The following is a 24,016-nucleotide window of genomic DNA, read 5'->3' as shown; positions in this document are numbered from 1 at the left end:
CAGGCGACAACCCTGTCTTGCCACTGTCGCCCTGTGACTCCATTATTGGCATGTGAACGTCAGTTTAAACGGATAGCTGGTAGTTAGTAAATGTGGCGTGGTGATATTGACATTGAATGTCGCCACGCCAGGCGTACACGTCTGGCCTGACGGGCTGGTGATCGTGACCAGGTGGCTCGTGCCCTGATACAGGGGCGGCAGACTGGAAGCGCTGGGGAATGTCTTTTGCACGCTCGCTGGCGAAACGCCGCCACTGGCCGCACGCACGATATTGGCCACTTCCACCGTGGTGCCGCTAGGCATGGGATTATTGTTGACGTCATTGATCTGCAACGTAAACACCTTGGGTACGTTCCAGCTCACGTTGCCCAGGTCGTTGACATCATTTCCCGTCGTCACAATCCTGTTGCCGTCCAGGATGGTTGTCGCCGGACGGCTGCCACTGATGAAGAAATTGATTTTCGCAAAAATGGGGATGGCGCTGCCGTCGCTGGTGCTGGCGCAGATGGTGCCCACGCCAGCGCGGGTGCTGTCGCTGCTGCCCAGCGGGCCATTGCAGACGGTGGCTGGCGTATTCGGCGTCGGCACGCGTGGTTGCTGCGCACGGAAATCGACCGTGCACGCGCCGTTGACGGAATTGCAGCCGCCCTTGCTTGCGCTGCCCACCACGCCCACGTTGGTCTGGAAGGCAACGGGCGTGCCATCGGCAACGGGATTGCCGAACTTGTCGCCCATGGCCACCGTCACGGATGCCGACGCCGCGCTGCCGTTGGCGTCCACATCCAGGCCTTCGACGTTACTGTCGCTGATGGACAGCGAAAACGCCTTCTGCACCGGCGTTCCCGTCGAGACCACGATGGAATCGGACAGGGTCGACACGCCCTTGCCGTCGAGCGTGGCACGGATGCGGAAGGACAAGGGGGTAGCACGGGAACTGACGCTGGTGGTGACTTCACCATTGGCATCGGTGGTGCCCGAAATGGGGTTGAGATCGACTTCCGCATTCGGATCGGCTTTCGAGAACGATACCTTCAAGCCCGGCAGGGGATTATTGAAGGTATCGAAAACACGGAACTTCAAGGTCGCCGTTTCACTGCGCAAGAGGCCACCCTCGCCCTTGATGACGATGGACTTGTCGGCAGGAACAGCCGAATAGAACTGGATCGAGGCCGCCTGCGGCGCAGCGATCGCCAGCACCGCGCTGCGGCTGCCCGAGACGCCGCTGGCGGTGGCGGAGATCACGTCGTTGACGCCACAGCCGAGATCGCGGTAGACGGCGCGCGCACTGCCGTTGGCCGTTTGCACCACGGACGCAAAGGTGGCCTTGCCGGCCGTGACACAGGATGAAGTGAAGTTCACGGCCAGGCTCTGGTCCGTATATTTCGCGCTGCCGGACAACACATCCAGCGATACCTGGGTCGAACCATATGCCTCCAGCGACGGCGTTTCAAAGGCGATGTTGCCAAAGGTCAGGGTTGTGGCACCCACGACATAGTTGATGGCACTGGTCGAGGTCGTGCCATTCATGACCACGGCCGCCGTCAGCGTCCCCGCGCCGCCCACTGCCAGGCTGACGGGCCGCAGGATCACGCGCGCCTCGCCCTTGGCATCGCTCAGGGTCGTGCCGGCGGAAGGCGACAGCGTGGCCAGGGCATTATCCGTTGCAAACACCACCAGGGCGTCCGGCAACGGATTGCCATCCTGGTCCTTGACGATGGCCACCGCCGTCAAGGGAGCGGAACTCGACAGTGCGTTGCTGGCACTGCCCGACGCCGTCAGCAAGGCGACGCCGATGCTGGCCTTCGAGGCCACGCCGGACGCAATCTGGTAGTTGGCTTCACCGCTGACGGTGACTGCGGCAGTAGTCACGCTGGCGGTCAATTTGCCCGCGCCGCTGGCCGCGTTACTGGCGGGACGCAAGGTCACGCTGGCAATCCCCTTGGCATCGGTCAATGCTGTCGCGGGCGACAGCACGGCCAGCGCACCATCCACCGAGAACGCCACCAGGGCATTGGCCACGCCGGCACCATTTTTGTCGAGCACTTGTGCCCGGGCGCTCAAGGGCGCGTTGACGCTGGCCGTATTACCGGGCTGACCATTTGCATTGAGCAAGCTGACACTGACCGTTGCCGGGACCCCGCCCGTCGTGCCGCCACTGCTGCCGCCGTCGATGGTCGGGTCGCCGCCACCGCCGCCACACGCGGCCAGCAAGGTGCCCAACACCAGCAAACCCAGCCAATTCGATACCCTACTCCAATAAGTATTACTCCAGGATACATTCCGCATAGTCGCCATCCGTCCGCTTTCGTCTGCATTGTTACTTAAACGTAAAGATGCGACATTAACGTGTTGCTGGCCGATCTGCCACTATTTTCGGTGTAATGAACACCATCAGTTCGGTTTTTTCTTGACTGCGGCCCATACTGCGGAAAAAAGTCCCCAGCACGGGGATGTCGCCCAGCACCGGCACCTTGCTGTCCGTGCCCCGCTCCGACTGCTGATAAATACCGCCCAGCACCACCGTGCCGCCGTCTTCCACCATCACCTGCGTGCGCACGTGCTTGGTGTCGATGGCGAAGCCGGAGCGCGTTTCCTGGCCCACGCTGTCCTTGTTGACGTCCACTTCCAGCACGACATGGCCATCCGGCGTGATCTGCGGCGTCACCTCCAGGCGCAAATTCGCCTTGCGAAACGTGATCGAGGTGGCGCCGCTGCTGGTGGCCACCTGATAGGGCAATTCGATGCCCTGTTCGATCAGCGCCAGCACCTTGTCGGCCGTCACCACGCGCGGGCTGGAAATGATCTTGCCCTGGCCGTCCGCTTCCAGCGCGGACAATTCCAGGTTCAGAAAACGGTTGGCCGCCGCCGAAAACAGGCTCAAGGCAAAGCTGGCCGGTTGCAAGCCATTGAGGCTGGCGGCCGGCAAGTTGACGAAGTGCGAGTTCGGCACGAAGGCACCGGCACCGGCCACCGTTTGCCCCGTCGCCTCGCCCACGCCCTGGTAACTGCCGCCGATGGCGGCACGGCGTCCGCTGCCGCCCAGCGAAAAGCCGGGCAACTGGCCCGCCGCCAGGCGCTGGTCCGTAAAGCCCAGGCGCGCGCCCAGGTTACGGCTGAAGCTATCGTTCGCCTCGACGATGCGCGCTTCGATCATGACTTGCCGCGTAGCGATATCCGTTTTGACGATCAGCAAGCGGATCTGCTCCAGGCGCGCCGGCACGTCGGTGACGAACAGCTGGTTCGTGCGCGGCTCGATCAGCACGCTGCCACGGCGCGACAGCAGCCGGCTGCGCCCTTCCCCCGCATCGAGGCCGAACACGCTGCGAAACGCTTCCGCCTTCTGGTAGTTGAGCTGGAAGATGGCCGATTGCAAGGGTTCCAGTTCGGCGATCTGCGCGCGCGTTTCGAGCTCCAGCTTTTCGCGCGCGAGGATTTCCTCGCGCGGCGCGATCCACAGCACGTTGCCATTGCGCCGCATGTCCAGGCCCTTCGCTTGCAGCACGACGTCGAGCGCCTGGTCCCACGGCAAGTCGCGCAGGCGCAAGGTGACATTGCCCGCCACACTGTCGCTGGCGACGATGTTCTGTCCCGAGGCATCGGCCAGGATGTGCAGGGCCGCGCGCACGCCCACGTTCTGGAAATCCACGGAAATCTTCTCGCCGGCATACAGTCGCGGCGCCGTCACCAGCACCACCGCTTCCTGGGCGAGGCTGCCGGCATGCAGGAACAGGAGCGTGGCCACAAGCAGGCGGCGCGGCGTCATGGCGCCACCTCGGGCGGACTGGCCTTGGCAGTTGCCGCCGCGGCGGCAGCCACCTGCAAGCCCAGGCTGCCGCGCCGCTCGCGCCAGGGACCGTCCGCCTCGCGCAGCAGTTCACGGTACTGCACAGCCTGTTCGCTGATGTCCGTCACCACGCCGTGGTCCTGCCCCAGATGCTGGCCCACTTCCACCCGGTGCACGCGCTGCCCCGCCAGCAGCAACGCGCTCAGGCGACCCGCCAGGCGCACGCTGCCCACCATGCTCAGGGCAGGCATGGCCACGCTTTCCAGCGGCTCGCGGGGACGGCGCGGGTCCGGCCCGACCACGCCGCCATGCCCTGCCGGCGCCGGCAACGACGGCGCAAATGGATCGGGCAAGCCGCTGCCTGCATAGGCGCGCGGCACGAAGTCCGGCAGCGCCTGCCAAGCCAGCGGCGCCTGCCGGCCCGATGCCGGCGTCGGCGGCAGGCGCGCCAGCGCCGCACCCTCCTGCGCGTCGGGCAAGCGATACGCGTACAGCACGGCATCAAGCGTCAGCACGCCGTCCTTGCCCGCTGTCAACGCCAGTTCATGCACGGTAACGATGTGCGGCAAGCGTGCCAGGTCGGCCATCAGTTCGCCCATGGCGTGATAGGTGCCGCGCAGCTGCACGGCGATGGGCAAGGCGACAATTAATGCCTGCGGCTGGGGCGCGCCCGGCTTGAACAGGGTAAAGTGCACGCCGCGCGCCTGGCCCGCCGCATTGATATCGGACAACAGCACCGCCATGTGCTGACGATCAGCCAATTGCTGTTCCAGCCCGGCCAGCTCGGCACCGGCAAGACGCCGCTGCTCGCGCCAATATGGCGCCTGCCCTGCCCGTGCCCTGGACTGCAGATAGGCGGCGCGCAGACGGCTTTCCTCTCCCAGTGCGCCGTGCACGGCAGCAGACAAGCCATCGAGCCAGAGCAGATACAGCAGTGCCGCCACCAGCGCGGCACACAAGGCGGCGCTGGCAAGGCGGGCTGGCAGCGGCCACAGCGCTGCTTCAATCAGGCGCGCCATGTTCGGCCACCTCCCGTGCCGGCGCTGCTGCCACAGATGGCCCGGCCAGGCGCAGCGTCCACTCCACCGCACCTTCCGCCGCGCCGCGCACTTCCAGCAATTCCGGCTTCGACTGTGGTGCCGCCTCTGCCAGCGCCAGCAGCAAGGCCGCGACCTGCTCCTGCGCCACGGCATGCCCTTGCAGGCGCACCGTCGCCGCCTCCTGCCGCACGCTGCGCAAGGCCACGCCGGGCGGCATCGCCCGCGCCACGATATCGAGCAAGACGACGGCGCCATTGCGCTGTTCTTGCAGTGCTGCAATCGCCTGCCGGCGCGCCAGCAAGGCCGCCGTCTCGTCCTGCAGGTGCCGGCCGCCAGCGAGCACGCCATCCAATTGCCGTGTGGCGTGGCGCCAGCCATCCTGGCGCTGCGCGATGTTATCGAGCCGCAACTGCAGCCACAGCGCCGTGAGCAGCGCCAGCAGCAATCCCAGCAGCGCACCGCCGGCCAGCAGCCACAGCAGTGACTGCACGCGCCGCCGCCGCGCCGCCTGCCGGTAGGGCAAGAGATTGATACGCGGCACGCGCGCTGCCGGCGTCATCGGGCAAACCCGTGCAAGGCCAGGCCCCAGGCCAGCTGGTATGCCGATCCGCCGTCAGGCAAGGTTTGCCAGCCGCCCTGTGCCATGGCCGCCTGCAAGGCCAGCGCCTCGCTATCCATGACGACCGCCAGCAAACCGGCCGTCTTGGCCGCATCGAGACGGCGCTGCACGCTGGCGCGCCGCGCCGCCACCAGCAGCACGTCGATCTCCAGCCCATCCTTGCCAGCCAGCGGCGCCGCCGGGCCCAGGGTGAAAAAGTCCAGGTTGGCGTCTTCCAGGGGGAACGGCATGTAGTGTGCCGCCTCCAGTTCCACCAGCATTTCCAGCTGTTCCTCGGGCAAGCCGGCAGGCAGGCGGATCGCGTGCGTGATCAGGGCCGTGGCCGGCATGGCCAGCGCCACCCGGATGCAACCGCTGCCACTGTCGCGCCAAGCCTGGCGCAACGCATCGGCCAGGCCCTGCACATCCTCGATATTTCCCTCAAGCATTATTCCCGGTGCCAGCGCGGCGCTGCCGCAATGCCGGCAAGCCAAGCTGCCCCGCCGGCGCACCAGTTCAATGACGCGCACGAAATCTTGCCCTATGTCAACGCCGAGCAAGCCCCTGCCAAGAAGACGACGTATGGACATGTTTTTCATGGAGAAATGTCACCGTGGGATGGCCGCTGCCATGCAAAATCCTAGTCTCGACGCTGATGGCTTGTAAATGGATTTCCCGCCTGTGCCTGCGGCGCGCGGCCCCTATCTGGCCCGGCCGTGATCTGGCGCAGAATAATTGTTACCAAATCCTGGTTGCCAGCAGGCCAATACGCGCTTATATAGAGTAGCGACAAGTTTCCACATGCCCCCGGGCCGGCGCCACGGCGCGCTGCCGCCCCCGCAAGCTCGCTTATAATTGGGCGGCATAAATTCACTGAAAGACACGACACGCATGACATCTTCATCTTCCGCCGGCAACGCTGGCTCGAAACCGCCCAAGAAGGGCAGCAAACCCAAACGCTTTCTGCTGATGGCCCTGGTATCGTTCCTGGGCCTGGGCGTCGTCGGCGTGCTGCTGGTGGTATTCGGCCTGGCCATGGCGTATCCGAACCTGCCGGCGCTCGATACCCTGACCGATTACAAGCCGAAAATGCCGTTGCGCATTTTCACCTCCGACAGCGTGCTGATCGGCGAGTTCGGTGAAGAGCGCCGCAACATGGTGCACATCAAGGATATCCCCGATGTCATGAAGAAAGCCGTGCTGGCCATCGAGGATGACCGCTTCTATGAGCACGGTGGCGTGGACTACCTGGGCATCACCCGCGCGGCCCTGCACAACCTGACGGGCGGCGCCAAGCAAGGCGCGTCGACCATCACGCAGCAGGTGGCGCGCAATTTCTTCCTGTCCAGCGAACAGACCCTGAAACGCAAGGCCTATGAAGTGTTATTGGCCTGGAAGATCGAGAAAAACCTCAGCAAGGACCAGATCCTGGAAGTGTATATGAACCAGATTTATCTGGGTCAGCGCGCCTACGGCTTCGCCTCGGCCGCGCAAATCTATTTCGGCAAGAATATCCAGGACCTGACCGTGGCCGAAGCGGCCATGCTGGCCGGCTTGCCGAAAGCGCCGTCGGCCTACAACCCCGTCGTCAATCCGAAGCGCGCGCGCATGCGCCAGCAATACATCCTGCAGCGCATGGCGCAGCTGGGCTACATCACGCCGGCGCAGTACGAAGAAGCAAAGAATGAAGAACTGAAAGTGAAAACGGACAGCAGCGCCTTTGGCGTGCACGCGGAATATGTGTCGGAGATGGCGCGCCAGCTGGTCTACGAGCAATTCAAGGAAGATACCTATACGCGCGGCCTGAACGTCTACACCACCATCACCAAGGCTGACCAGGACGCCGCCTACCTGGCCCTGCGCAAGGGTGTCATGGATTACGAGAAACGCCATGGCTACCGCGGCCCGGAAGCATATATCGAGATTCCAAAAACCAAGGCCGAAGCGGACGATGCCATCGAAACGGAACTGGCCGACCACCCGGACAGCGACGACATCATCGCCGCCATGGTGCTGCAGGCGTCGCCCAAGTCCATCCAGGCCGTCACCTCGGCCGGCGAGGAAATCACCATCACCGGCCCTGGCCTGACCTTCGGCGCGGCGTGGCTGTCGGACAAAGCGGCGCCGAACCGCCGCATCAAGCGCGGCGCCGTGATCCGCGTCATGCAGGAAGGCAACACCTGGGTCTTGACGCAGATGCCGGAAGTGCAGTCGGCGTTCGTCTCGGCCAGCACGACGGACGGCGCCATCCGCGCCATGGTGGGCGGCTTCGATTACAACCGCAACAAGTTCAATCACGTCACGCAGGCGTGGCGCCAGCCCGGCTCCGCCTTCAAGCCCTTCATCTATTCCGCGTCGCTGGAACGGGGGTTGTCGCCAGCCACCATCATCAACGATGCGCCGATCTCGTTCGACGCGGGCCAGACGGGCGGCCAGGCGTGGGAGCCGAAGAACTACGACAGCAAGTACGACGGCCCGATGACCATGCGCAAGGGCTTGATGAAATCGAAAAACATGATTTCCATCCGCATCCTGCACAAGATCGGCGCCAAATATGGCCAGGAATACGCGACGCGCTTCGGCTTTGACGCGGACAAGAACCCGCCCTACCTGACGCTGGCCCTGGGCGCCGGCAACGTCACGCCGCTGCAGATGGCGGGCGCGTATGCCGTGTTCGCCAACGGCGGCTACAAGGTCAATCCCTACCTGATAGCCAAGGTGACCGATAGCGATGGCAACGTCCTGTCGCAGGCCAAGCCGGACCTGGCGGGCGAGGAAGCCCACCGCGTGATCGACGAACGCAACGCCTTCCTGATGAACAGCATGCTCAACGACGTCGTGCGCTTCGGCACGGCGAATAAAGCCATGGCATTGAAGCGCCCCGACCTGGCGGGCAAGACGGGCACCACCAACGATTCCATCGATGCGTGGTTCGCCGGCTACCAGGCCAAGCTGGTGGGCATCGCCTGGATCGGCTACGACCAGCCGCGCAACCTGGGCAACCGCGAAACGGGCGGCGGCCTGGCCTTGCCGATCTGGGTCAACTACATGGCCAAGGCCCTGAAGAGCATTCCCGTCGAGGAACGCGCCGTGCCGGAAGGCCTGATCCACGTGGGCGACGAGTACTACTATGCGGAAAATCCGCCGGGTACGGGCGTGGGCAGCCTGGAAGGCGCGGCGCGCGGCACGCCGGAGGAAGAAAAGGCGAAAGAAGCCGTGAAGAACGAGTTGTTCTGACGACAGCGCATGGAGTAGGTCGGGTCAGGCCGCAGGCCGTAACCCGACACCACGCCGGCGCCACCTGTTGTCGGATGACGCAAGCAAAAAGGGCAGCCCATGCAGGCTGCCCTTTTTTATTGCGCGCGGCTAAAACAATTACTTCAATACCACCGGCGCGCCCGCCTGCTCGCTGGCCATGCTGGACAAGGCCGCAAACAGCTCCGAGCCGTCGCGCGTGTTGATCCACTCGTCGCCCACGCGCTTGTAGTGGAAACCGCCGGAACGGGCCGCCACCCACATCTCGCGCATGGGGGCCTGGCTGTTGACGATGATTTTCGTGCCGTTGTCGATGAACTCGATTTCCAGCACATTGCCGCTGCGGCTGCATTCGACGTCGAGCACGTCTTCATCGTTCAGCCGGTCCAGCGCCGCCTCGATCTGGGTCAGGGTGGCTTCGGCCAGGGCCAGGAATTCCGATTCGCTCATGCTACACTCCAAAGATCTTAATCAAACCGTGATTCTAATCGTGAAGTCATCCTCAGCGTTTTATATCGGCATTACCATTGTGGTTTCCAGCGTCCTGGCGGGCTGCGGCCAGCCCGGTCCCCTGTACCTGCCCAAGCCGCCGGCGGCCAAGGGCGCGCCAGCCAAAGGCCCGATCGAACCGGCGCCCGTGCCGCCGCCACCGGTCATCGTGCCCGTGACCTAAGCCTGACGCGCCGGGGTGGCCGCGGCGGCCGCCCTGGCGCTTTTCGCGCGCTTGCTCCAGGCAAAAAACACGCGTATTGCCAGCAGTAGCGCGACGATGACGCCAAACAGGATCGGTTGCGCGAAATTATGTTTACCTGCCTTCATCCACCAGAAGTGCAGGATACCCAGCGGCGCGATCACATAGATCAGGCGGTGCAGCCATTGCCAGCGCTTGCCGCCCAGGCGTTTCACCATGCCGTTCGTGCTCGTCACGGCCAGCGGAATCAGCAGCACGAAGGCGATGAAACCCACCGTGATGAACGGGCGCTTGAGCACATCCTTCCACATTTCCTGCATGTCAAAAAAGTGATCGAACCACAGGAAGGTCGTGAAGTGCAGCGCCGCGTAGAAAAACGCAAACAGGCCCAGCATGCGCCGCAGCTTGATCAGCCAGTTCCACTGCGTGAAGCGGCGCAGCGGCGTCACGGCCAGGCTGATGCACAGGAAATACAGGGTCCAGTCGCCCGTGCCGCGCGTGATGAATTCCAGCGGCTCCACCAGCTGCCCCGAATACGTCAGCCACACCATGCGCGCGAACGGGATCAGCGCCAGCAGGAAAATCAGGCTTTTCAGCAGCGACAGCTGCCTGGGCGTGGGGTTGATGGCCATCGTAGGTCCTTAAAAGAATTTCTTCAGATCCATGCCCGCATACAGCGAAGCGACATCGTTATAGCCGTTGTACATCAGGGTCTTGCGCTTGCGCGTGAGAAAACCGTCTTCGCCGATGCGCCGCTCCGTGGCCTGCGACCAGCGCGGGTGATCGACGTTCGGGTTCACATTCGAATAAAAACCGTATTCGGACGGCGCCGCCAGATTCCAGGCCGTGCGCGGCTGCTCCTTGACGAAGCGGATCTTGACGATGGATTTGGCCGATTTGAACCCATATTTCCACGGCAATACCATGCGCACGGGCGCGCCATTCTGGTTCGGCAAGGTTTCGCCATACATGCCCAGGGTCAGCAAGGCCAGCGGGTGGTTCGCCTCGTCGATGCGCAAGCCTTCCACGTATGGCCACTGCAGCACGCGGCTGCCCACGCCCGGCATCTGCTTCTTGTCGGCCAGGGTGACGAATTCCACGTACTTGGCATTGCCCGTCGGCTCGACCTTCTTGATGATCTCCGAAAATGAGTAGCCGATCCACGGTATCACCATCGACCAGCCTTCCACGCAGCGCAGGCGGTAGACGCGCTCTTCCAGCGGCGCCAGCTTCAGCAGCGCGTCGAGATCGAGCGTCATCGGCTTCTTGACTTCGCCTTCGATGCTGACCGTCCAGGGCCGCGTGCGCAGGGTGCCCGCGTTTTGCGCGGGCTCGCTCTTGTCCGTGCCGAACTCGTAGAAATTGTTGTAGGTGGTGGCGTCTTTATAGGCCGTCTGCTTTTCCAGCGCCGAATAGGCGGGATTCAGTTTGGCGGCCAGCTTGGGATTGGTGCCTTGCGCGAACGCTTCGCGGCTGGCCATTTCCAGCAGCGCCGCGCTGGACACGGAGCCCAGGGCGATCTGCTTGATGAAACTGCGGCGCGACTCAAACACGGCGCGCGGCGTAATTTCGGAAGAGAACGGCAACTCAATGCCGTTGGGACTGCGCTTGATCAACATGGCGGCTCCGGAAAAAAGGTGATTGAAGATACCTTACACCAGTTTTCCGGGCCGTTCATGACGCTTCTGTCATGCAGATAAACCGTTACAGTTTGCCGTAAGAATGTAATCCAGAAAGGAACATGTTGACGCCCAGGAAGGCAAACGTCGTCACCAGCAAACCCACCAGCGCCCACCAGGAAGCGACTCTGCCGCGCAAGCCCGTCATCAGGCGCATGTGCAGCCAGGCCGCATAGTTGAGCCAGACGATCAGCGCCCACGTTTCCTTCGGGTCCCACGACCAGTAGCCGCCCCACGCCTCGGCGGCCCACAGGGCGCCCAGGATGGTGGCTACCGTAAAGAAAGCGAAGCCGACGGAAATGGCCTTGTACATCACGTCATCGAGCACTTCCAGCGACGGCAGGCGGTCGACCAGGTAGCCGCTCGACTTGAGCAGATAGGCCGCGGCCACCATCGCCGACAGCGCGAACGTGCCGTAGCCGATGAAGTTGGCGGGCACGTGAATCTTCATCCACCAGCTTTGCAGGGCCGGCACCAGCGGCTGGATCTCGGCCGCGTCGCGCGTGACCGTGTACCACATGAGGAACACGACGGCCGCCGAAATGACCAGCATGACGAAGGCGCCCAGCTGGCGCGTGGCGTAATGCTGCTCGTAATACAGGTAGAACATGGCCGTGATCAGGGAGAACAGGATGAACACTTCATACAGGTTCGACACGGGGATGTGGCCCACGTCGGCGCCGATCAGGTACGACTCGTACCAGCGCACCAGCATGCCCGTCAGGCCCAGCACGACGCCGGCCCAGCACAGCAGCGAACCGACGGACGAACCGAACTCCGAGCGGGCCACCAGGCCGATCCAGTAGAACAGGGTCGACAGCACGAACAAGGTGCCCATCCACAGGATGGCGGACTGGCTCGACAAGATGTATTTCAGGAAAAATTTCTGGTTTGCCATGTCCAGGTGGCCACCATACAACTCGATGGCGAACAGGGACAGCACGGCCGCCACGGGGATCAGCCAGCGCACGGGTTTCCAATACCAGCCCAGCCACGCGAACGTGGGCGCGGCCGCCAGCAGGATGGCCTTTTCATAGATGTCCATGAAGGCGCCGAAGCGCACCAGGCCGAACAGGGAGGCGGCCAGCAAGCCGGCGCCATACAGCCAGTCGATCAGGCTCAGGCGCTTGAAAAAGCCCGGCTCCTGCGTGTAAATTTGTTTATTTGCCAATTCCATCATTTTCTCCCTCTCCGGCCGCGCCGGCGCGTGCCGAAACTCCACTAAACCCAGCGCAGCTTACGCCGATTGCGGCAGCTTTGCCTTCAAAGTCTCAAATTCTTTTTCAAAATCCAAGGTCTTGCGCTGCGTGCTCATGGCCATCAGCGCTTCGCTGCTGCCCTTGGCATCGTCGGCGCCATCCTTGATCCACACCCACAGGCGGCGTTCGCGGATATAGAACATGGAAAACACGCCGATCACGAGGAACAGGCAGCCCAGGTACACCACGCTCTTGCCCGGCGAACGCGTCACTTGCAGCACGGAAGCCTTGATTTCCGTGAAGTCATCGAGTTGCAGATACACGGGCGCGCCATAGAAGAAGCTGTCGGACAACGCATTCGTCGCCAGCTGCAGGAAACGGCCATGCTTGTCATCGGCCTCGATGGGCTTCAAGCCATCCTTGGCGCGCGCCGCCTGCCACAAGTCCCACAGGCTGCCATTGAGGATTTTCATGAAGATATCGGCCGCTTTTTCTTGCTCGGCGGCGGGAATTTTTTCCAGGAAGCGCGAGATGGCGAGGAAACCGCCCTCTTGCCCATTGCCGGCAAAAATGCCCAGGCTTTTCGCCGCCGATTCCTGCAACTGGCTGCGCAGGGCTTCCGCGCCCGGCTGCGGCATGGCGCGCGCCGCATAGCGCGCGGCGGCCTGCTGGCGCAGTTCCGGATCTTGCAGGGCGGCACGCAGGCGCATCCATTCCGTCACGCCATAATTGTCGTCGGCGGGGATGCGCAGGTAGCTGAACGGATCGCTGGGGTTGACGCGCATGCCGGCCAAAAACACCGTGGCGCCATCGACCGTGACAGGCTGCATGTAGTTCTGGTACTCGCGCGCCTGGCCCGTCTTGTCGCGCAATTTGTATTGCACCGAAGGACCGACGTTCTTCAGGTCCTTGTTGTTGGCATTCTTCGCGGCCGAACCGAGACGCTTGTCCAGGCCGACGGAGAATTTCTCGTTAAAACTTTCCGCCTTGCTGACGGCGCGCACATCCTGGCCGGCGCTGAGGTTTTCCACGTTGAAGGGACGGAAACCCGACCATTCCACCGTATAGGAATTGCCATCGCTGCGCTCGAGCGGCGTGCTGCCGCCCACTTCGCCGCCGATATCGAAGCGCTTGGTGGTCTTGCCCGTCATCGGGTACCCCGTCAACTTGAGCTTGCTGCCGCCATCTTCAAAGCTGGACTGGTACAGGGCCAGGCCCTTGTACAGCAGCGGCTCGTTGACCTTGATGGTCGCAGGGAACGTCTCGCCCGTCGCATGGTCGGTGACGACCACATCGCTGGCGAACAGCTTGGGCATGCCGGTGCTGTAGAAATCGATGTGGAATTTTTTCAGCAAAATGGTGATCGGCAGATCCTGGATCAGCACGCCATCGGCCTGGGGGATGATGGCCGTGCTGCTCGACGAACCTTCCGGGATCATGGTATTGCCGCGGAAAGTCGGGTTCGACAAGCTCAGCCGGTGCTGGGCGGGAATCTCGGCGATCACGCCGCTGCCGGCAAACGGCGTCTTGCCGAAGAACCACTGCTGCACGCGGATCGGCATTTCCGAGTCGAGCAGGCCGCCCACGCAAATGATGACGATGGCGCCATGGGCAAAGATATAGCCCCATTTGTTGGCCGCGCCCCGCTTGGCGGCCACCAGGGTGGCGTTCTCCTTCTCGACCACCTTGGCCTGGTAGCCGGCATCCTTCAGGCGCATCACCATCTGCTGGGCCAGCACGGGGCGTGGCAATGGCGCCTGCCACTGCGCCTTGTGGTGGAAGTTGCGCAGCGATTGCTCGCGCACGTTGTCGCGCCAGCTGCGCATATCCTTGAGCATCTTCGGCGCATTGCGCACGATGCACAGCGACGTCGAGGCGACGAGGAAACCCATGATCACCAGGAACCACCAGGCCGAGTACACCGAGTACAGGCTCAGCTTGTCGAAGACGGCAAACCAGAACGGACCGAACTGGTTGACATAATTGGGCATCGGCTCGTTCTGCTTGAGCACGGTGCCGATGATGGAGGCGACGGCGATCAGGGTCAGCAAACTGATGGCAAAGCGCATCGACGAGACCAGCTCGACGAATTCAGCCAGGCTGCGGCGTTGGGTCTTTAACTCGATTCCGGTGGTGCCTGTGCTCATACGTTGATACTCATACGGGATATGCAATCTTCAAGAAAAGGAGGCATGGAGCAAACATGATTTCTCCGCGCAAGGCGGCAGCATACTCCTGTTTGGCCCTTGGCATAAAAAAGGGCAGCCCGTCGAGATGGCCGCCCTGGTTCATGCGCGCTGATGCGCGTGGCAATGCATTGCCACTATGAAAACTTACTTCAGGCCGGCGATGTAATCGGCAACGGCGGCGATTTCGTCATCCGACAGGCGGGCGGCGATGGTGTGCATGTCGACGCTGTTTTTGCGCGCATCGGCCTTGGTGCTGCGGAACTGGGTCAGCTGGGCCACCGTGTAATCCTGGTGCTGGCCGGCGATGCGCGGATACTGGACGGGAATGCCATTGCCCGTCGCGCCATGACAGCTGGCACAGGCGGCAACATGCTTGGCTGCAATGCCGCCGCGGTAGATTTTCTTGCCCAGGTCGATCGTGTCCTTGTTTTTCGCGGCACCCGGCTTGGACAGCTGCGTGCCCAGGTAGGCGGCGATATTCTTCTTGTCGGCGTCGCTGAGCATTTTCGCATACGTCGTCATGACGGGCTGGTTGCGCTGCGGCGTGGTGAAATCGACCAGTTGCTTGTAGAGATAGCTTTCGTGCTGGCCGGCCAGTTTCGGGTTGACCGAAATGGTCGAATTGCCGGCCGCGCCATGGCAGGAGACGCAGGCAGGCAAGCCGCGCGCCGCATCGCCATCGGCGTACAGGGTCGCGCCCTTGGCGGCATCGGCCTTGACGGCGACGGCCGGGGCGGCGGCTGGTTTCGGTTCTTCGGCGGCGGAAGCTGTTGCCGATACGGCCAGCAAAGCGAGCAGCATGGAATGGACAAACGGTGAAAACGCACGATTCATTCAGGCACCCTGAGACAGTGAGAAATTAGTGGTGGACATTGCCGCGCCCTGGGGATTTTTGCTTTATTTTCAGGGCCGCAAGCCGCATCGCTGCTACGCCGGCAACAATAAACAACCCCTTATTGTACAATAGCTTCTTGGCGTTATCGCTCCCTTATCGCTCCCTTTTGTTGCTTTACTACTCCCATGTCAAAACTCTGGCAAGCCCGCTTCTTTACGACCGTCAACCAACTGCGTGACCTGCCCGATACCACGGTGCCGGAAATCGCCTTTGCCGGTCGCTCCAATGCCGGTAAATCGACCGCCATCAACATCTTGTGTAATCAGAAAGGCTTGGCGTTCGCCTCCAAGACACCTGGCCGTACCCAGCACATCAACTACTTCTCCATCGGCGGCGCCCACGTGGCGCAGCACCGCAAGGATGCCACCATCGTCGAAGAGATCGAATGCCTGCTGGTCGACTTGCCGGGCTACGGCTACGCGGAAGTATCGGGCTCGGCGAAATTGCACTGGCAACGCCTGCTGGGCGACTACGTGCAGCGCCGCGAACAATTGGCCGGGCTGATCCTGATCATGGATTCGCGCCGCCCGTTCACCGACCTGGACATCCAGATGCTGGAATGGTTCGCCCCGACGGGTAAGCCCATCCACTGCATCCTGACGAAAGTCGATAAGCTCAACCGCAATGAATCCGTGAATGCGCTGCGCCAGGCGAAAGCCAAGCTCGACAGCTACGTGGATGAAGACGGCGTCGGCTTCCCGTTCACCGTGCAGCTGTTCTCGGCCCTGAAACGCGTCGGCATCCAAGAAGCCAATGACAAGATCATGGAACTGGCCGGCATCAGCGAAGATGGCGCCGCCCAGATGGTCGAGCTGATCGAGATGGAAGACGACGTCGAGCCGGAAGCCGGAACAGACAAGCCCGCCTGATTTTCCTCAGCGGCAAACAAAAAGGCTGCCCGTTCACACGGTGCAGCCTTTTTTTTGCCATCAGCCTGCCGGCCGCCTAGCGCCGTCCCGGCCCCGGCCGCTTTTCGGAAAAGAATTCCTGGCGCAGGAAGGCGGTCAGCTCGGCCGTGTCTTCCACGCGGGCGCTGAGGTTGACGTTACGCCCCAGGCGCCGCGACTCCCAGACGAAATCGCCGGGTTTTTCCGCACGGATCAGCTGGATCATCTTCTTGATGATGGCTGTTTCGATATCCGGTTCATTGCCCAGTTCGACTTTTTCCTGCTTCAGCCAATTGCGCTTGAAGTTGCCATTCCAGCCCTTGAACTTGACTTCGGCACTGAACGAGGTCTGGTTGACGATGGAAAACACCCCGCCCGAATCCTCGCGGTCGCTGCCGGCATTGCGTCCCTGGGCCCCGGCGATATTCGCCTTGGCCACGCGCATGGCGCGGTCGTTGTCGCTTTCCTCGGCCGGCGGCGCGGGATTTTGCGCCTCGCGCTGCTTGCGGCGCTGCTCGATCATCGAACTCATGTCTTCCGCCGGTGGCGGCGGCAATGGCACTTTCGACACCAGCGGCGGCGTAAAGGTTTCCAGCTTCGGCTTGTCGCGCGGCACGTCTTTCGTGACCACGCGCTTGCTCGGCGCTGGCGGCGGTTTCACCTTGGCAACTTTCGTATCCTTCGGCTTGGGCGTGGGTTTTGGCTGCGGCTTCGGTTGCGGCTTGTCCTTCAGCGGCGCGATGTACACCATCGCGCTTTCCTTCTTCGGTGGTGGAATCTTTTCGATCTTATCGCTGCGAAACAGCGCATACGCGGCCAGCAGTACGTGCAGCAAGACGGACACGCCCAGTGCCACCTTGCGCGTGGTGCTGGTCTTGGACCCGTAGGCCGGCGGTGGCTGGATCACTTGGCCGCAGGTGGGACAAATGTCTGAATCGGCAGCCATCAAATGGGTCGTGTCATGCAAAATGAATCGTGCTTTCTGTGTAGCGACAAAAGTAATCTTACAGGGCAGCCATAGTGCCAGAGTCCCTTGCTTTTGGGAACACTTCCTCGGCCTTTCCAATCCGAAGCGTACAGGATAGCGGCATTCCTTGCAGCGCAAGCTAGGTTACCCGAGCCGACTCTTGACGGTTGTTACCGTATGTATCACCCCCCATACAAAACCGGCGCCCCATTCACGAGGAACGGGACGCCGGTCATGGGGCAGGCCGATGCTCAAGCCTTGTTGTCGAGCGCGACCAGTTGTTCGTCCGTCAACGGCCCCGTGCCACTGAACCTGTCCAGGAACAGGTAGATGACCGGTGTGATGAACAGGGTAATGACTTGCGAAAAAATTAAGCCGCCCACCACGGCCAGGCCCAGCGGCTGGCGCAGTTCGGCGCCCGCACCCAGGCCCAGGGCGATGGGCAAGGCGCCCATCAGCGCCGCCGCCGTGGTCATCATGATGGGACGGAAACGCAGGATGCACGCCTGGCGGATGGCTTCCGGCGGGCTCATGCCTTCATTGCGCTGCGCATGCAGGGCAAAGTCGATCATCATGATGGCGTTCTTCTTGACGATACCGATCAGCATCAGGATGCCGATGATGGCGATCATGGTCAGATCCATGTTAAACAGGCGCAAGGTCAGCAGCGCCCCCACGGCGGCCGACGGCAGGCCGGCCAGGATGGTCAGCGGGTGGATATAGCTTTCGTACAGGACACCGAGCAAGACATAGATCACGGCCAGCGCGGCAATGATGAGGATGATCTGGCTCGATTGCGAACTCTGGAACACGGCCGCGTCGCCGCCGTAGCGGGTGATGATGGAGGCCGGCAAGTTCATGTCCTTGGCCATCACGTCGATCTTGCCCGTGGCGATGCCCAGCGGCACGTCCGGCGCCAGGTTGAACGCCAGGGTCACGGCTTGCAGCTGGCCCTGGTGGTTGACGGACGTGGGACCGATCGTGCGTTCCACGCTAGCGATGCTGGACAACTTGATCAGCTCGCCCGACTTGCTGCGCACGGACACGCGCGTGAGCGCATCGTCGTACTGGCGGTCCGGCGTGGCCGCTTCCAGGATCACGTAATAGCTGGCGGCCGAGGAATAAATGGTCGACACCTGCCGTTCGCCAAAGGCGCTGTACAGGGCCGTGCGGATATCGGACATCTGCACACCGAGCAGATTGGCCTTGTCGCGGTCGATCTTCAACGACGCCTGCAAGCCCTTGATCTGCGAGTCGCTGGTGACGTCGCGGAAGGCGGGATCGGCACGCATGCCCGTAATAAACTTTTCCGCCCAGTCATTCAAGGCGTCGGGACTGACGCTTTGCAAGGTGTACTGGTAGCGGCTCTTGCTCTGGCGCCCGCCCAATTGCAAGTTCTGCACGGGACGGAAATAGACGGCCATGCCGGGCACGGCGCTGGTGGCGCGGCGCAGGTTTTCCAGCACGACGGGCATTTTCGGCCGCTCGCTGCGCGGTTTCAAGACCATGAACATGCGGCCCGTATTGCCGCCGCCGACGAACGAGGTCACGTCCTGCACGCTGGGGTCGGCACGGATCACGTCGGCGATGCGGTTCTGCAGGGTCTGCAAGGCTTCCGACGAGATATCTTCCGACGCTTCCGTGTTCACCTGGATCTGGCCCAGGTCTTCCTCGGGGAAGAAGCCTTTCGGGATGGTGCTGTACAGGATCACCGTCAGGGCGAAGGTGGCCACGGCAATGGCCAGCACCACATTGCGGTGCCCCAGCGCCTTGTCGAGCATGAAGACGTAGCCATTGCGCACGCGCGTAAAGCCCGCTTCGAAGTGGCGGCCGATAAAGCTTTTTTCGCCATGGCTGGGATCGCTGTCATTGTGCTCGCGCGAGTCGGCGGGCAGGAAGCGGCTGGCCAGCATGGGCACCAGGGTCAGCGAGACGATGGCCGAGACCAGCACGGCCAGCGACACGACGACGGCGAACTCGTGGAACAACAAGCCGATCACGCCCGGCATGAAGAAGATGGGGATGAACACGGCCACCAGCGAGACGGAAATCGAGATGATGGTAAAGCCCATCTCCTTGGCCCCGTCCAGCGACGCACGGATGGGCTTTTTGCCCATCTCGATGTGGCGCACGATGTTTTCCAGCACCACGATGGCATCGTCGACGACGAGACCGACGGCCAGGGTAATACCCAGCAGCGAGACGTTGTCGAGGCTGTAGCCGAGCCAGTACAGCAGGGCCAGCGCGCCTAACAGGGAGATCGGCATGGTGACGGCCGGAATGAAGGTGGCGGCCGCGCGGTGCAGGAACAGGAAGATCACCAGCACCACCAGCACCACCGTCAGGGCCAGGGTCAGGTTGACGTCGTGGATGGCTTCGCGGATCGACAGCGAGCGGTCATTGACCAGGCTGATCTGTATCGACTGCGGCAATTGTTCCTTGAAGCCGGGCAGCAGGCGGCGCACGCCATCGACCACTTGCACCGTGTTGGCGTCAGGCTGACGCTGCACCATCAGGCTGATCGAGCGCTCGCCATTGAAACTGCCGGCCGCCTTGATCGACTGAAAACTGTCCTCGACTTGCGCCACTTCCTTCAGGCGCACGGGCTGGCCATTGCGCGTGGCGACGATCAGCTCGGCAAAGTCGGCCGCCTTCATCATCTGCGGATTGCCCTGGATGGTCAGCGTCTGGCTGGGGCCGTCAAGAATGCCCAGCGGCGAATTCGTGTTCGACGTGCGCAGCGCCGTGGCCAGCTCGTCCATCGTCAGGTTGCGCGCGTTCATCAGGTCGGCGCGGGCACGCACGCGCACGGCAAAGCGCTTCTGGCCATTGACGATGACCTGGGCCACGCCAGGCAGGGTCGACAGGCTAGGCGCGATCAGGTTTTCCGCGTAATCGTTGAGGTCCGACAAGTTCAGCGATGGCGAGGTCAGCTGGATGAACAGCACCGGCGCGTCGGCCGGGTTGACCTTGCGGTACGACGGCAGGTCCGTCATTTCCGTCGGCAACTGGCGTTGCGCGCGCAGCAGGGCCGCCTGCACGTCGACGGCCGCCTCATTGACATTGATGCTGGCGTCAAATTCCAGGGTCAGCGAAGTATTGCCCAGCGTACTCGTGGAAGTGATCAGGCTGAGACCGGAAATGGTGGAAAACTGCTTTTCCAGCGGCAAGGCCACCGACGACGCCATGGTCTCGGGACTGGCGCCGGCCAGGTCGGCGCTGACGTTGATGACGGGCGTGTTATAGCTCGGCAATGCCGCCACGGGAATCTGCAGATACGCCAGCACGCCGGCCAGGATGATGGACAGGGACAGCAGCACCACCATGGTGGGGCGGCGGATGCTCAGTTCGGACAGGTTCATGCTGGCTTGCCCTGCGGTGCGGCGGCGCCATCGGCGGCCTTGTGTTTGTCCGCCAGGCGCACCTTGCTGCCCGGACGCAGGTTTTGCTTGCCATCGACGATGACTTGCTCATCGCCATTCAAACCCGTGACAACGGCATTCGGCCCGAACGCATACACGCGGGCAATCTTGCGCATCTTGGCGGTGTTATCGGGCTCCATCGAGTACACGAAGATGCCCGTGGTATTCGTGATGATGGCGTTTTGCGGGATCACCAGCGCATCCTTGAGCGTGCGCACGGTCAGCTGCGTGTTGACGTACTGGCCCGGCCACAGGTCGGTGCCGCCATTATTGAAACGCGCCTTGACCTTGATCACGCCTGTGGCGGGATCGACGGCGTTATCGATGAAACTCAGTTTGCCGTCGAGCTGCTTGCCGCCCGCATCGGCCAGCAGTGCCGTGACGGCCACCTCGCCCGCCTTTTGCGCCGACAGCAAGCCGGACAAGCTGCTTTCCGGCAAGGTGAAGGCCACGTCGATCGGGTCGAGCTGGGTGATGCTGGTCAGCGACGTGGTCGGCTGCACCAGGCTGCCCGCATAGACATTGATGGCGCCCACCCTGCCCCCCTGCGGCGCGCGCAGGACGGTATAGCTGGAATCGACCTGCGCCGCGCGCAAGGCGGCCTGGTCGGCGGCCAGCAGGGCGCGGGCCGCGTCAAGCTGGCTTTGCAAGGTGTCGACGGCGCCCTGGGCGATGAAATTCTTGCTCAGCAATTCCTGATTGCGCTTGAGCTGGCGTTCCAGATCGGCCACCGAAGCGCGGTCGCGCAACACTTGCGCCTGCGCCTTGTCCACATTCGCGCGTTCGCTGCGCGCATCGAGGGTAAACATCAGCTCGCCCTGCTTGACGGACTGGCCTTCGCGGATATGCACCTTGGTGATCGTGCTGGTGGTCTGCGGGTGCAGATCGACGCTGCTGATCGGCGTTACGCTGCCGTTCGCCTGCAGCACCATCGGCACATCCTGGCGCAGCGGCTTGATCACGCTGACGGTGGTTGGCGCCTGCGCCCCACCCTTGCCCCCTTTGCCTGCCTGGCCACCCTCGCCAGCCGTGGAAGAATGATTGAAATACCAGATGCCACCACCGATACACAGGGCCGCACCCACCACGATTGCCACGCTAGTCTTTTTCATTGTTCTGTCACGCTGTTGCAGCGCAGGGCTGCCGGTTGAATGTAGTTGCCAAGGGGCATAAAGCGCAATATTGTCGCATGGAAATGGTCACTTTCCAGCGTAATACTCTGGCACGATGAGGGTGACTTCCAGTCCACCGTCAACGTGATTGGCCAGCAAGACCGTGGCGCCATGCTGCTCCGCGATGTTGCGTGCGATGGTCAGGCCCAGGCCCGTGCCGCCCGACTCGCGCGAGCGCGACGTCTCGATGCGGTAAAACGGTTCGAAGACCTTGGCCAGCTGGTCCGGCGCAATGCCGGGCCCGCCATCGCGGATACGGATGCGCGCCGCGCCCGCGATGCGCTCGACGCTCACGTGCGCATATTGACCATATTTGACGGCGTTGTCGATCAGGTTCACCAGGCAGCGCCGCATGGCGATGGGGCGCGCCATCAAGGCCATGCCAGCCTGGCCCCCCAGCGTCACTTTCTGGCCTGCATCAGCGGCGTCGGAACAGACGCTGTCGAGCAGGGAATCGAGGTCGAGCGCCTGCATCGCTTCCGTGCTGTCCATCGAACGGGCCAGATCCAGCCCTTCCTTGACCATGCTCTGCATGGCGGACAAATCGCCCACCAGGCGGTCATACAATTCCGTATCGGCCACTTTTTCCAGGCGCAGGCGCAAGCGCGTCAGCGGGGTCTGCAAATCGTGCGTGATGGCGGCCAGCATTTGCGTGCGCTGCGAAATATGCTGGCGGATGCGCGCCTGCATGGCATTGAAGGCGGCGCTGGCCTGGCGGATCTCGCTGGCGCCCGACAGGGTCAGCGGTGGATGGTTGATGTCGTTGCCCAGGTCTTTCGCCGCCTGCGCCAGCTGTTTCAGCGGACGCATGGTCATGCGCGTGACCAGGTAGGCCAAGATGGCAATGCTGATCAGGAATGGCAGCAAGGTCATCCAGTCGTTATGTTCGTTGAACGGGGGCTGCTGACGCGGCGGCAGGACCATCAGGCGCAGCACGTGGCCGTCCTGCATGCGCACGTCGAGGTTTTCGCACGTGCCGCCCCAGGGCTTGGCACCGAACATGCCCGGCGATTTGCGCGGCTCGATGCAGGCGGCCGGGCGCTCGGCCAGCGCGCTGACCTTGAAGCCCTCACCCAGCTTGGCTTGCAGGGCGGTGGAAAATTCCGTTGGCGCGCCGGGCGTATGTTCCGTCTCGGGACGCAGCTCCAGGCGCACGCTGCCCTTGTTGGCCACCTTCAGGTAGGCGGCGCGCGAGGCCAGCGGCACCACGTCGGCCGCCATCACCAGCTGTTCGGCACGCTCGACGGCATGGTAATCGCGGTATTGCTCGATGGCGCGCTGGCGCTCGCCCACGGCCAGCCACTGCGTCAGCGCGGCCGAAGCGACGATGCCGATCAGCAAGAACATGAAGACGCGGCCCGTCATCGACCCCAGGAAGGCCTTCACGCGTGCGGTTCCACGTTGACCTGGCCGGCCAGCACATAGCCGCCGTTGCGCACGGTCTTGATGATTTGCGGCAGACGCGCATCCTCGCCCAGCTTTTGCCGCAAGCGGCTGATCTGGATGTCGATCGAGCGGTCGAACGGGTCGGCATCGCGGCCCTGCGTCAGGTTCAGCAGCTGGTCACGGTTGAGCACGCGGTTCGGGTGCTCGAGAAAAACACGCAGCAGGCGGAACTCGGCGCCCGACAGCATGATCACGAGACCCGTGGGGTTCAGCAAATGGCGCGCCGTCAAATCGAGGGTCCAGCCGGAAAAGCGGATTTGCTGCGCCTTGTCCGACGGCACGTTCGACGGCATGGCATGGCTGCGGCGCAGCACGCTGCGTATGCGCGCCAGCAACTCGCGCGGCTCGAACGGTTTCGGCAGGTAGTCGTCGGCGCCCATCTCCAGGCCCAGGATGCGGTCCAGCGGCTCATTACGCGCCGTCAACATGATCACCGGCACCGTCGACTGGGCGCGCAGCTTGCGGCACAGGGTCAGCCCATCGTCACCAGGCAGGTTCAAGTCGAGCACGATCAAATCGGGCCGCGTTTCATCGAGGATTTTCCACATGGCCGTGCCATCCGCCGCGCCCAGGGTGCGGTAGCCGTTCGTTTCCAGGTAATCCGCCAGCAAACTGCGGATGTCGCGGTCATCGTCGACGATGAGAATTGTAGAAGTGGGTTCCATAGGACGAATTATCCCCACTTCGCCATGGCTTGCACAGCGCATTTGTATCGTCTTGTATATAGGGGAGGTGAGGAAACATATAGATACAAACTGTCTGGCAGCGGACACTTCGGGGAAACATGGGGAG

Annotated in this window: 18 protein-coding genes and 1 pseudogene; 3 read left to right on the top strand and 16 right to left on the bottom strand. The window is 62.7% G+C overall.

The features are described from left to right. Positions 1 to 42: 42 nt before the first annotated feature. The 5 genes and pseudogenes from BM193_RS24075 to pilM all read right to left on the bottom strand — a co-directional run bounded on the left by BM193_RS24075 (position 43) and on the right by pilM (position 6,012). On the bottom strand, positions 43 to 2,223 hold the full coding sequence (locus tag BM193_RS24075; RefSeq protein ID WP_139176316.1) for an Ig-like domain-containing protein: 2,181 nt from the start codon (positions 2,221 to 2,223) through the stop codon (positions 43 to 45). A gap of 118 nt (positions 2,224 to 2,341) precedes the next feature. Beyond that, positions 2,342 to 3,673 (bottom strand): annotated as a pseudogene (locus tag BM193_RS24070) (type IV pilus secretin PilQ); the annotation flags it as partial. 86 nt (positions 3,674 to 3,759) lie between these two features. Then, entirely contained in the window at positions 3,760 to 4,803 is a 1,044-nt protein-coding gene (locus tag BM193_RS24065) for a pilus assembly protein PilP (protein ID WP_092802025.1), read from the bottom strand. After that, positions 4,787 to 5,365: a PilN domain-containing protein gene (locus tag BM193_RS24060; protein WP_175533404.1), complete on the bottom strand. Its 579-nt coding sequence runs from the start codon at positions 5,363 to 5,365 to the stop codon at positions 4,787 to 4,789. The genes BM193_RS24065 and BM193_RS24060 overlap by 17 nt, the downstream gene beginning before the upstream one ends. Positions 5,366 to 5,379: 14 nt before the next feature. Next, positions 5,380 to 6,012, bottom strand: coding sequence for a pilus assembly protein PilM (pilM, locus tag BM193_RS24055; RefSeq protein ID WP_254786397.1), 633 nt, complete (start codon positions 6,010 to 6,012; stop codon positions 5,380 to 5,382). Positions 6,013 to 6,391: 379 nt separating this feature from the next. Here pilM and BM193_RS24050 point away from each other — a divergent pair, with 379 nt between their 5' ends. After that, positions 6,392 to 8,659 carry a penicillin-binding protein 1A gene (locus tag BM193_RS24050; protein WP_302847682.1) on the top strand — a complete coding sequence of 756 codons (2,268 nt, stop codon included), beginning with the start codon at positions 6,392 to 6,394 and terminating at the stop codon, positions 8,657 to 8,659. Positions 8,660 to 8,797: 138 nt separating this feature from the next. On the opposite strand, the gene cyaY is transcribed toward BM193_RS24050, so the two are convergent. After that, entirely contained in the window at positions 8,798 to 9,127 is a 330-nt protein-coding gene (cyaY, locus tag BM193_RS24045; protein ID WP_092802037.1) for an iron donor protein CyaY, read from the bottom strand. Between the two features lie 40 nt (positions 9,128 to 9,167). Here cyaY and BM193_RS24040 point away from each other — a divergent pair, with 40 nt between their 5' ends. Further along, a complete protein-coding gene (locus tag BM193_RS24040) occupies positions 9,168 to 9,350 on the top strand; it encodes an LPS translocon maturation chaperone LptM (protein WP_092802040.1) in 183 nt (60 codons plus the stop codon). Here the strand turns inward: BM193_RS24040 and BM193_RS24035 are convergent. The 5 genes from BM193_RS24035 to BM193_RS24015 form a co-directional block, all read right to left on the bottom strand. Beyond that, positions 9,347 to 10,000, bottom strand: coding sequence for a protein-methionine-sulfoxide reductase heme-binding subunit MsrQ (locus tag BM193_RS24035; protein WP_092802043.1), 654 nt, complete (start codon positions 9,998 to 10,000; stop codon positions 9,347 to 9,349). The genes BM193_RS24040 and BM193_RS24035 overlap by 4 nt on opposite strands. Before the next feature lie 9 nt (positions 10,001 to 10,009). Next, on the bottom strand, positions 10,010 to 10,987 hold the full coding sequence (gene msrP, locus BM193_RS24030; RefSeq protein ID WP_092802046.1) for a protein-methionine-sulfoxide reductase catalytic subunit MsrP: 978 nt from the start codon (positions 10,985 to 10,987) through the stop codon (positions 10,010 to 10,012). Between the two features lie 85 nt (positions 10,988 to 11,072). Next, positions 11,073 to 12,224: a c-type cytochrome biogenesis protein CcsB gene (ccsB, locus tag BM193_RS24025; protein ID WP_092802196.1), complete on the bottom strand. Its 1,152-nt coding sequence runs from the start codon at positions 12,222 to 12,224 to the stop codon at positions 11,073 to 11,075. A gap of 60 nt (positions 12,225 to 12,284) precedes the next feature. After that, on the bottom strand, positions 12,285 to 14,393 hold the full coding sequence (locus tag BM193_RS24020; protein WP_092802048.1) for a cytochrome c biogenesis protein ResB: 2,109 nt from the start codon (positions 14,391 to 14,393) through the stop codon (positions 12,285 to 12,287). 186 nt (positions 14,394 to 14,579) lie between these two features. Further along, positions 14,580 to 15,269: a c-type cytochrome gene (locus BM193_RS24015; RefSeq protein ID WP_092802100.1), complete on the bottom strand. Its 690-nt coding sequence runs from the start codon at positions 15,267 to 15,269 to the stop codon at positions 14,580 to 14,582. A gap of 186 nt (positions 15,270 to 15,455) precedes the next feature. On the opposite strand from BM193_RS24015, the gene yihA reads away from it, so the two are divergent. Then, positions 15,456 to 16,199, top strand: a complete 744-nt coding sequence (gene yihA, locus BM193_RS24010) for a ribosome biogenesis GTP-binding protein YihA/YsxC (protein ID WP_092802103.1) — start codon at positions 15,456 to 15,458, stop codon at positions 16,197 to 16,199. A 76-nt stretch (positions 16,200 to 16,275) separates the two neighbouring features. Here the strand turns inward: yihA and BM193_RS24005 are convergent, their stop codons facing one another. The 5 genes from BM193_RS24005 to BM193_RS23985 form a co-directional block, all read right to left on the bottom strand. Continuing rightward, a complete protein-coding gene (locus BM193_RS24005) occupies positions 16,276 to 17,163 on the bottom strand; it encodes a hypothetical protein (RefSeq protein ID WP_254786396.1) in 888 nt (295 codons plus the stop codon). A 272-nt stretch (positions 17,164 to 17,435) separates the two neighbouring features. Next, positions 17,436 to 20,546 carry an efflux RND transporter permease subunit gene (locus BM193_RS24000; RefSeq protein WP_092802106.1) on the bottom strand — a complete coding sequence of 1,037 codons (3,111 nt, stop codon included), beginning with the start codon at positions 20,544 to 20,546 and terminating at the stop codon, positions 17,436 to 17,438. Continuing rightward, positions 20,543 to 21,718 (bottom strand): efflux RND transporter periplasmic adaptor subunit, encoded by a 1,176-nt coding sequence (locus BM193_RS23995; RefSeq protein ID WP_092802109.1) that lies wholly within the window; start codon positions 21,716 to 21,718, stop codon positions 20,543 to 20,545. Before BM193_RS23995 ends, BM193_RS24000 begins: the two co-directional genes overlap by 4 nt. Before the next feature lie 87 nt (positions 21,719 to 21,805). Then, positions 21,806 to 23,164, bottom strand: a complete 1,359-nt coding sequence (locus BM193_RS23990; protein WP_092802112.1) for an ATP-binding protein — start codon at positions 23,162 to 23,164, stop codon at positions 21,806 to 21,808. After that, on the bottom strand, positions 23,161 to 23,889 hold the full coding sequence (locus tag BM193_RS23985) for a response regulator (protein ID WP_092802115.1): 729 nt from the start codon (positions 23,887 to 23,889) through the stop codon (positions 23,161 to 23,163). Before BM193_RS23985 ends, BM193_RS23990 begins: the two co-directional genes overlap by 4 nt. Positions 23,890 to 24,016 lie beyond the last annotated feature (127 nt).

Origin of the sequence: Janthinobacterium sp. 344 (assembly GCF_900112025.1) — a bacterium.
Classification (GTDB): Bacteria; Pseudomonadota; Gammaproteobacteria; order Burkholderiales; family Burkholderiaceae_D; genus Janthinobacterium.
Note: the sequence above shows the minus strand (reverse complement) of the source record. Positions and strands in the feature narration are given on the sequence as shown.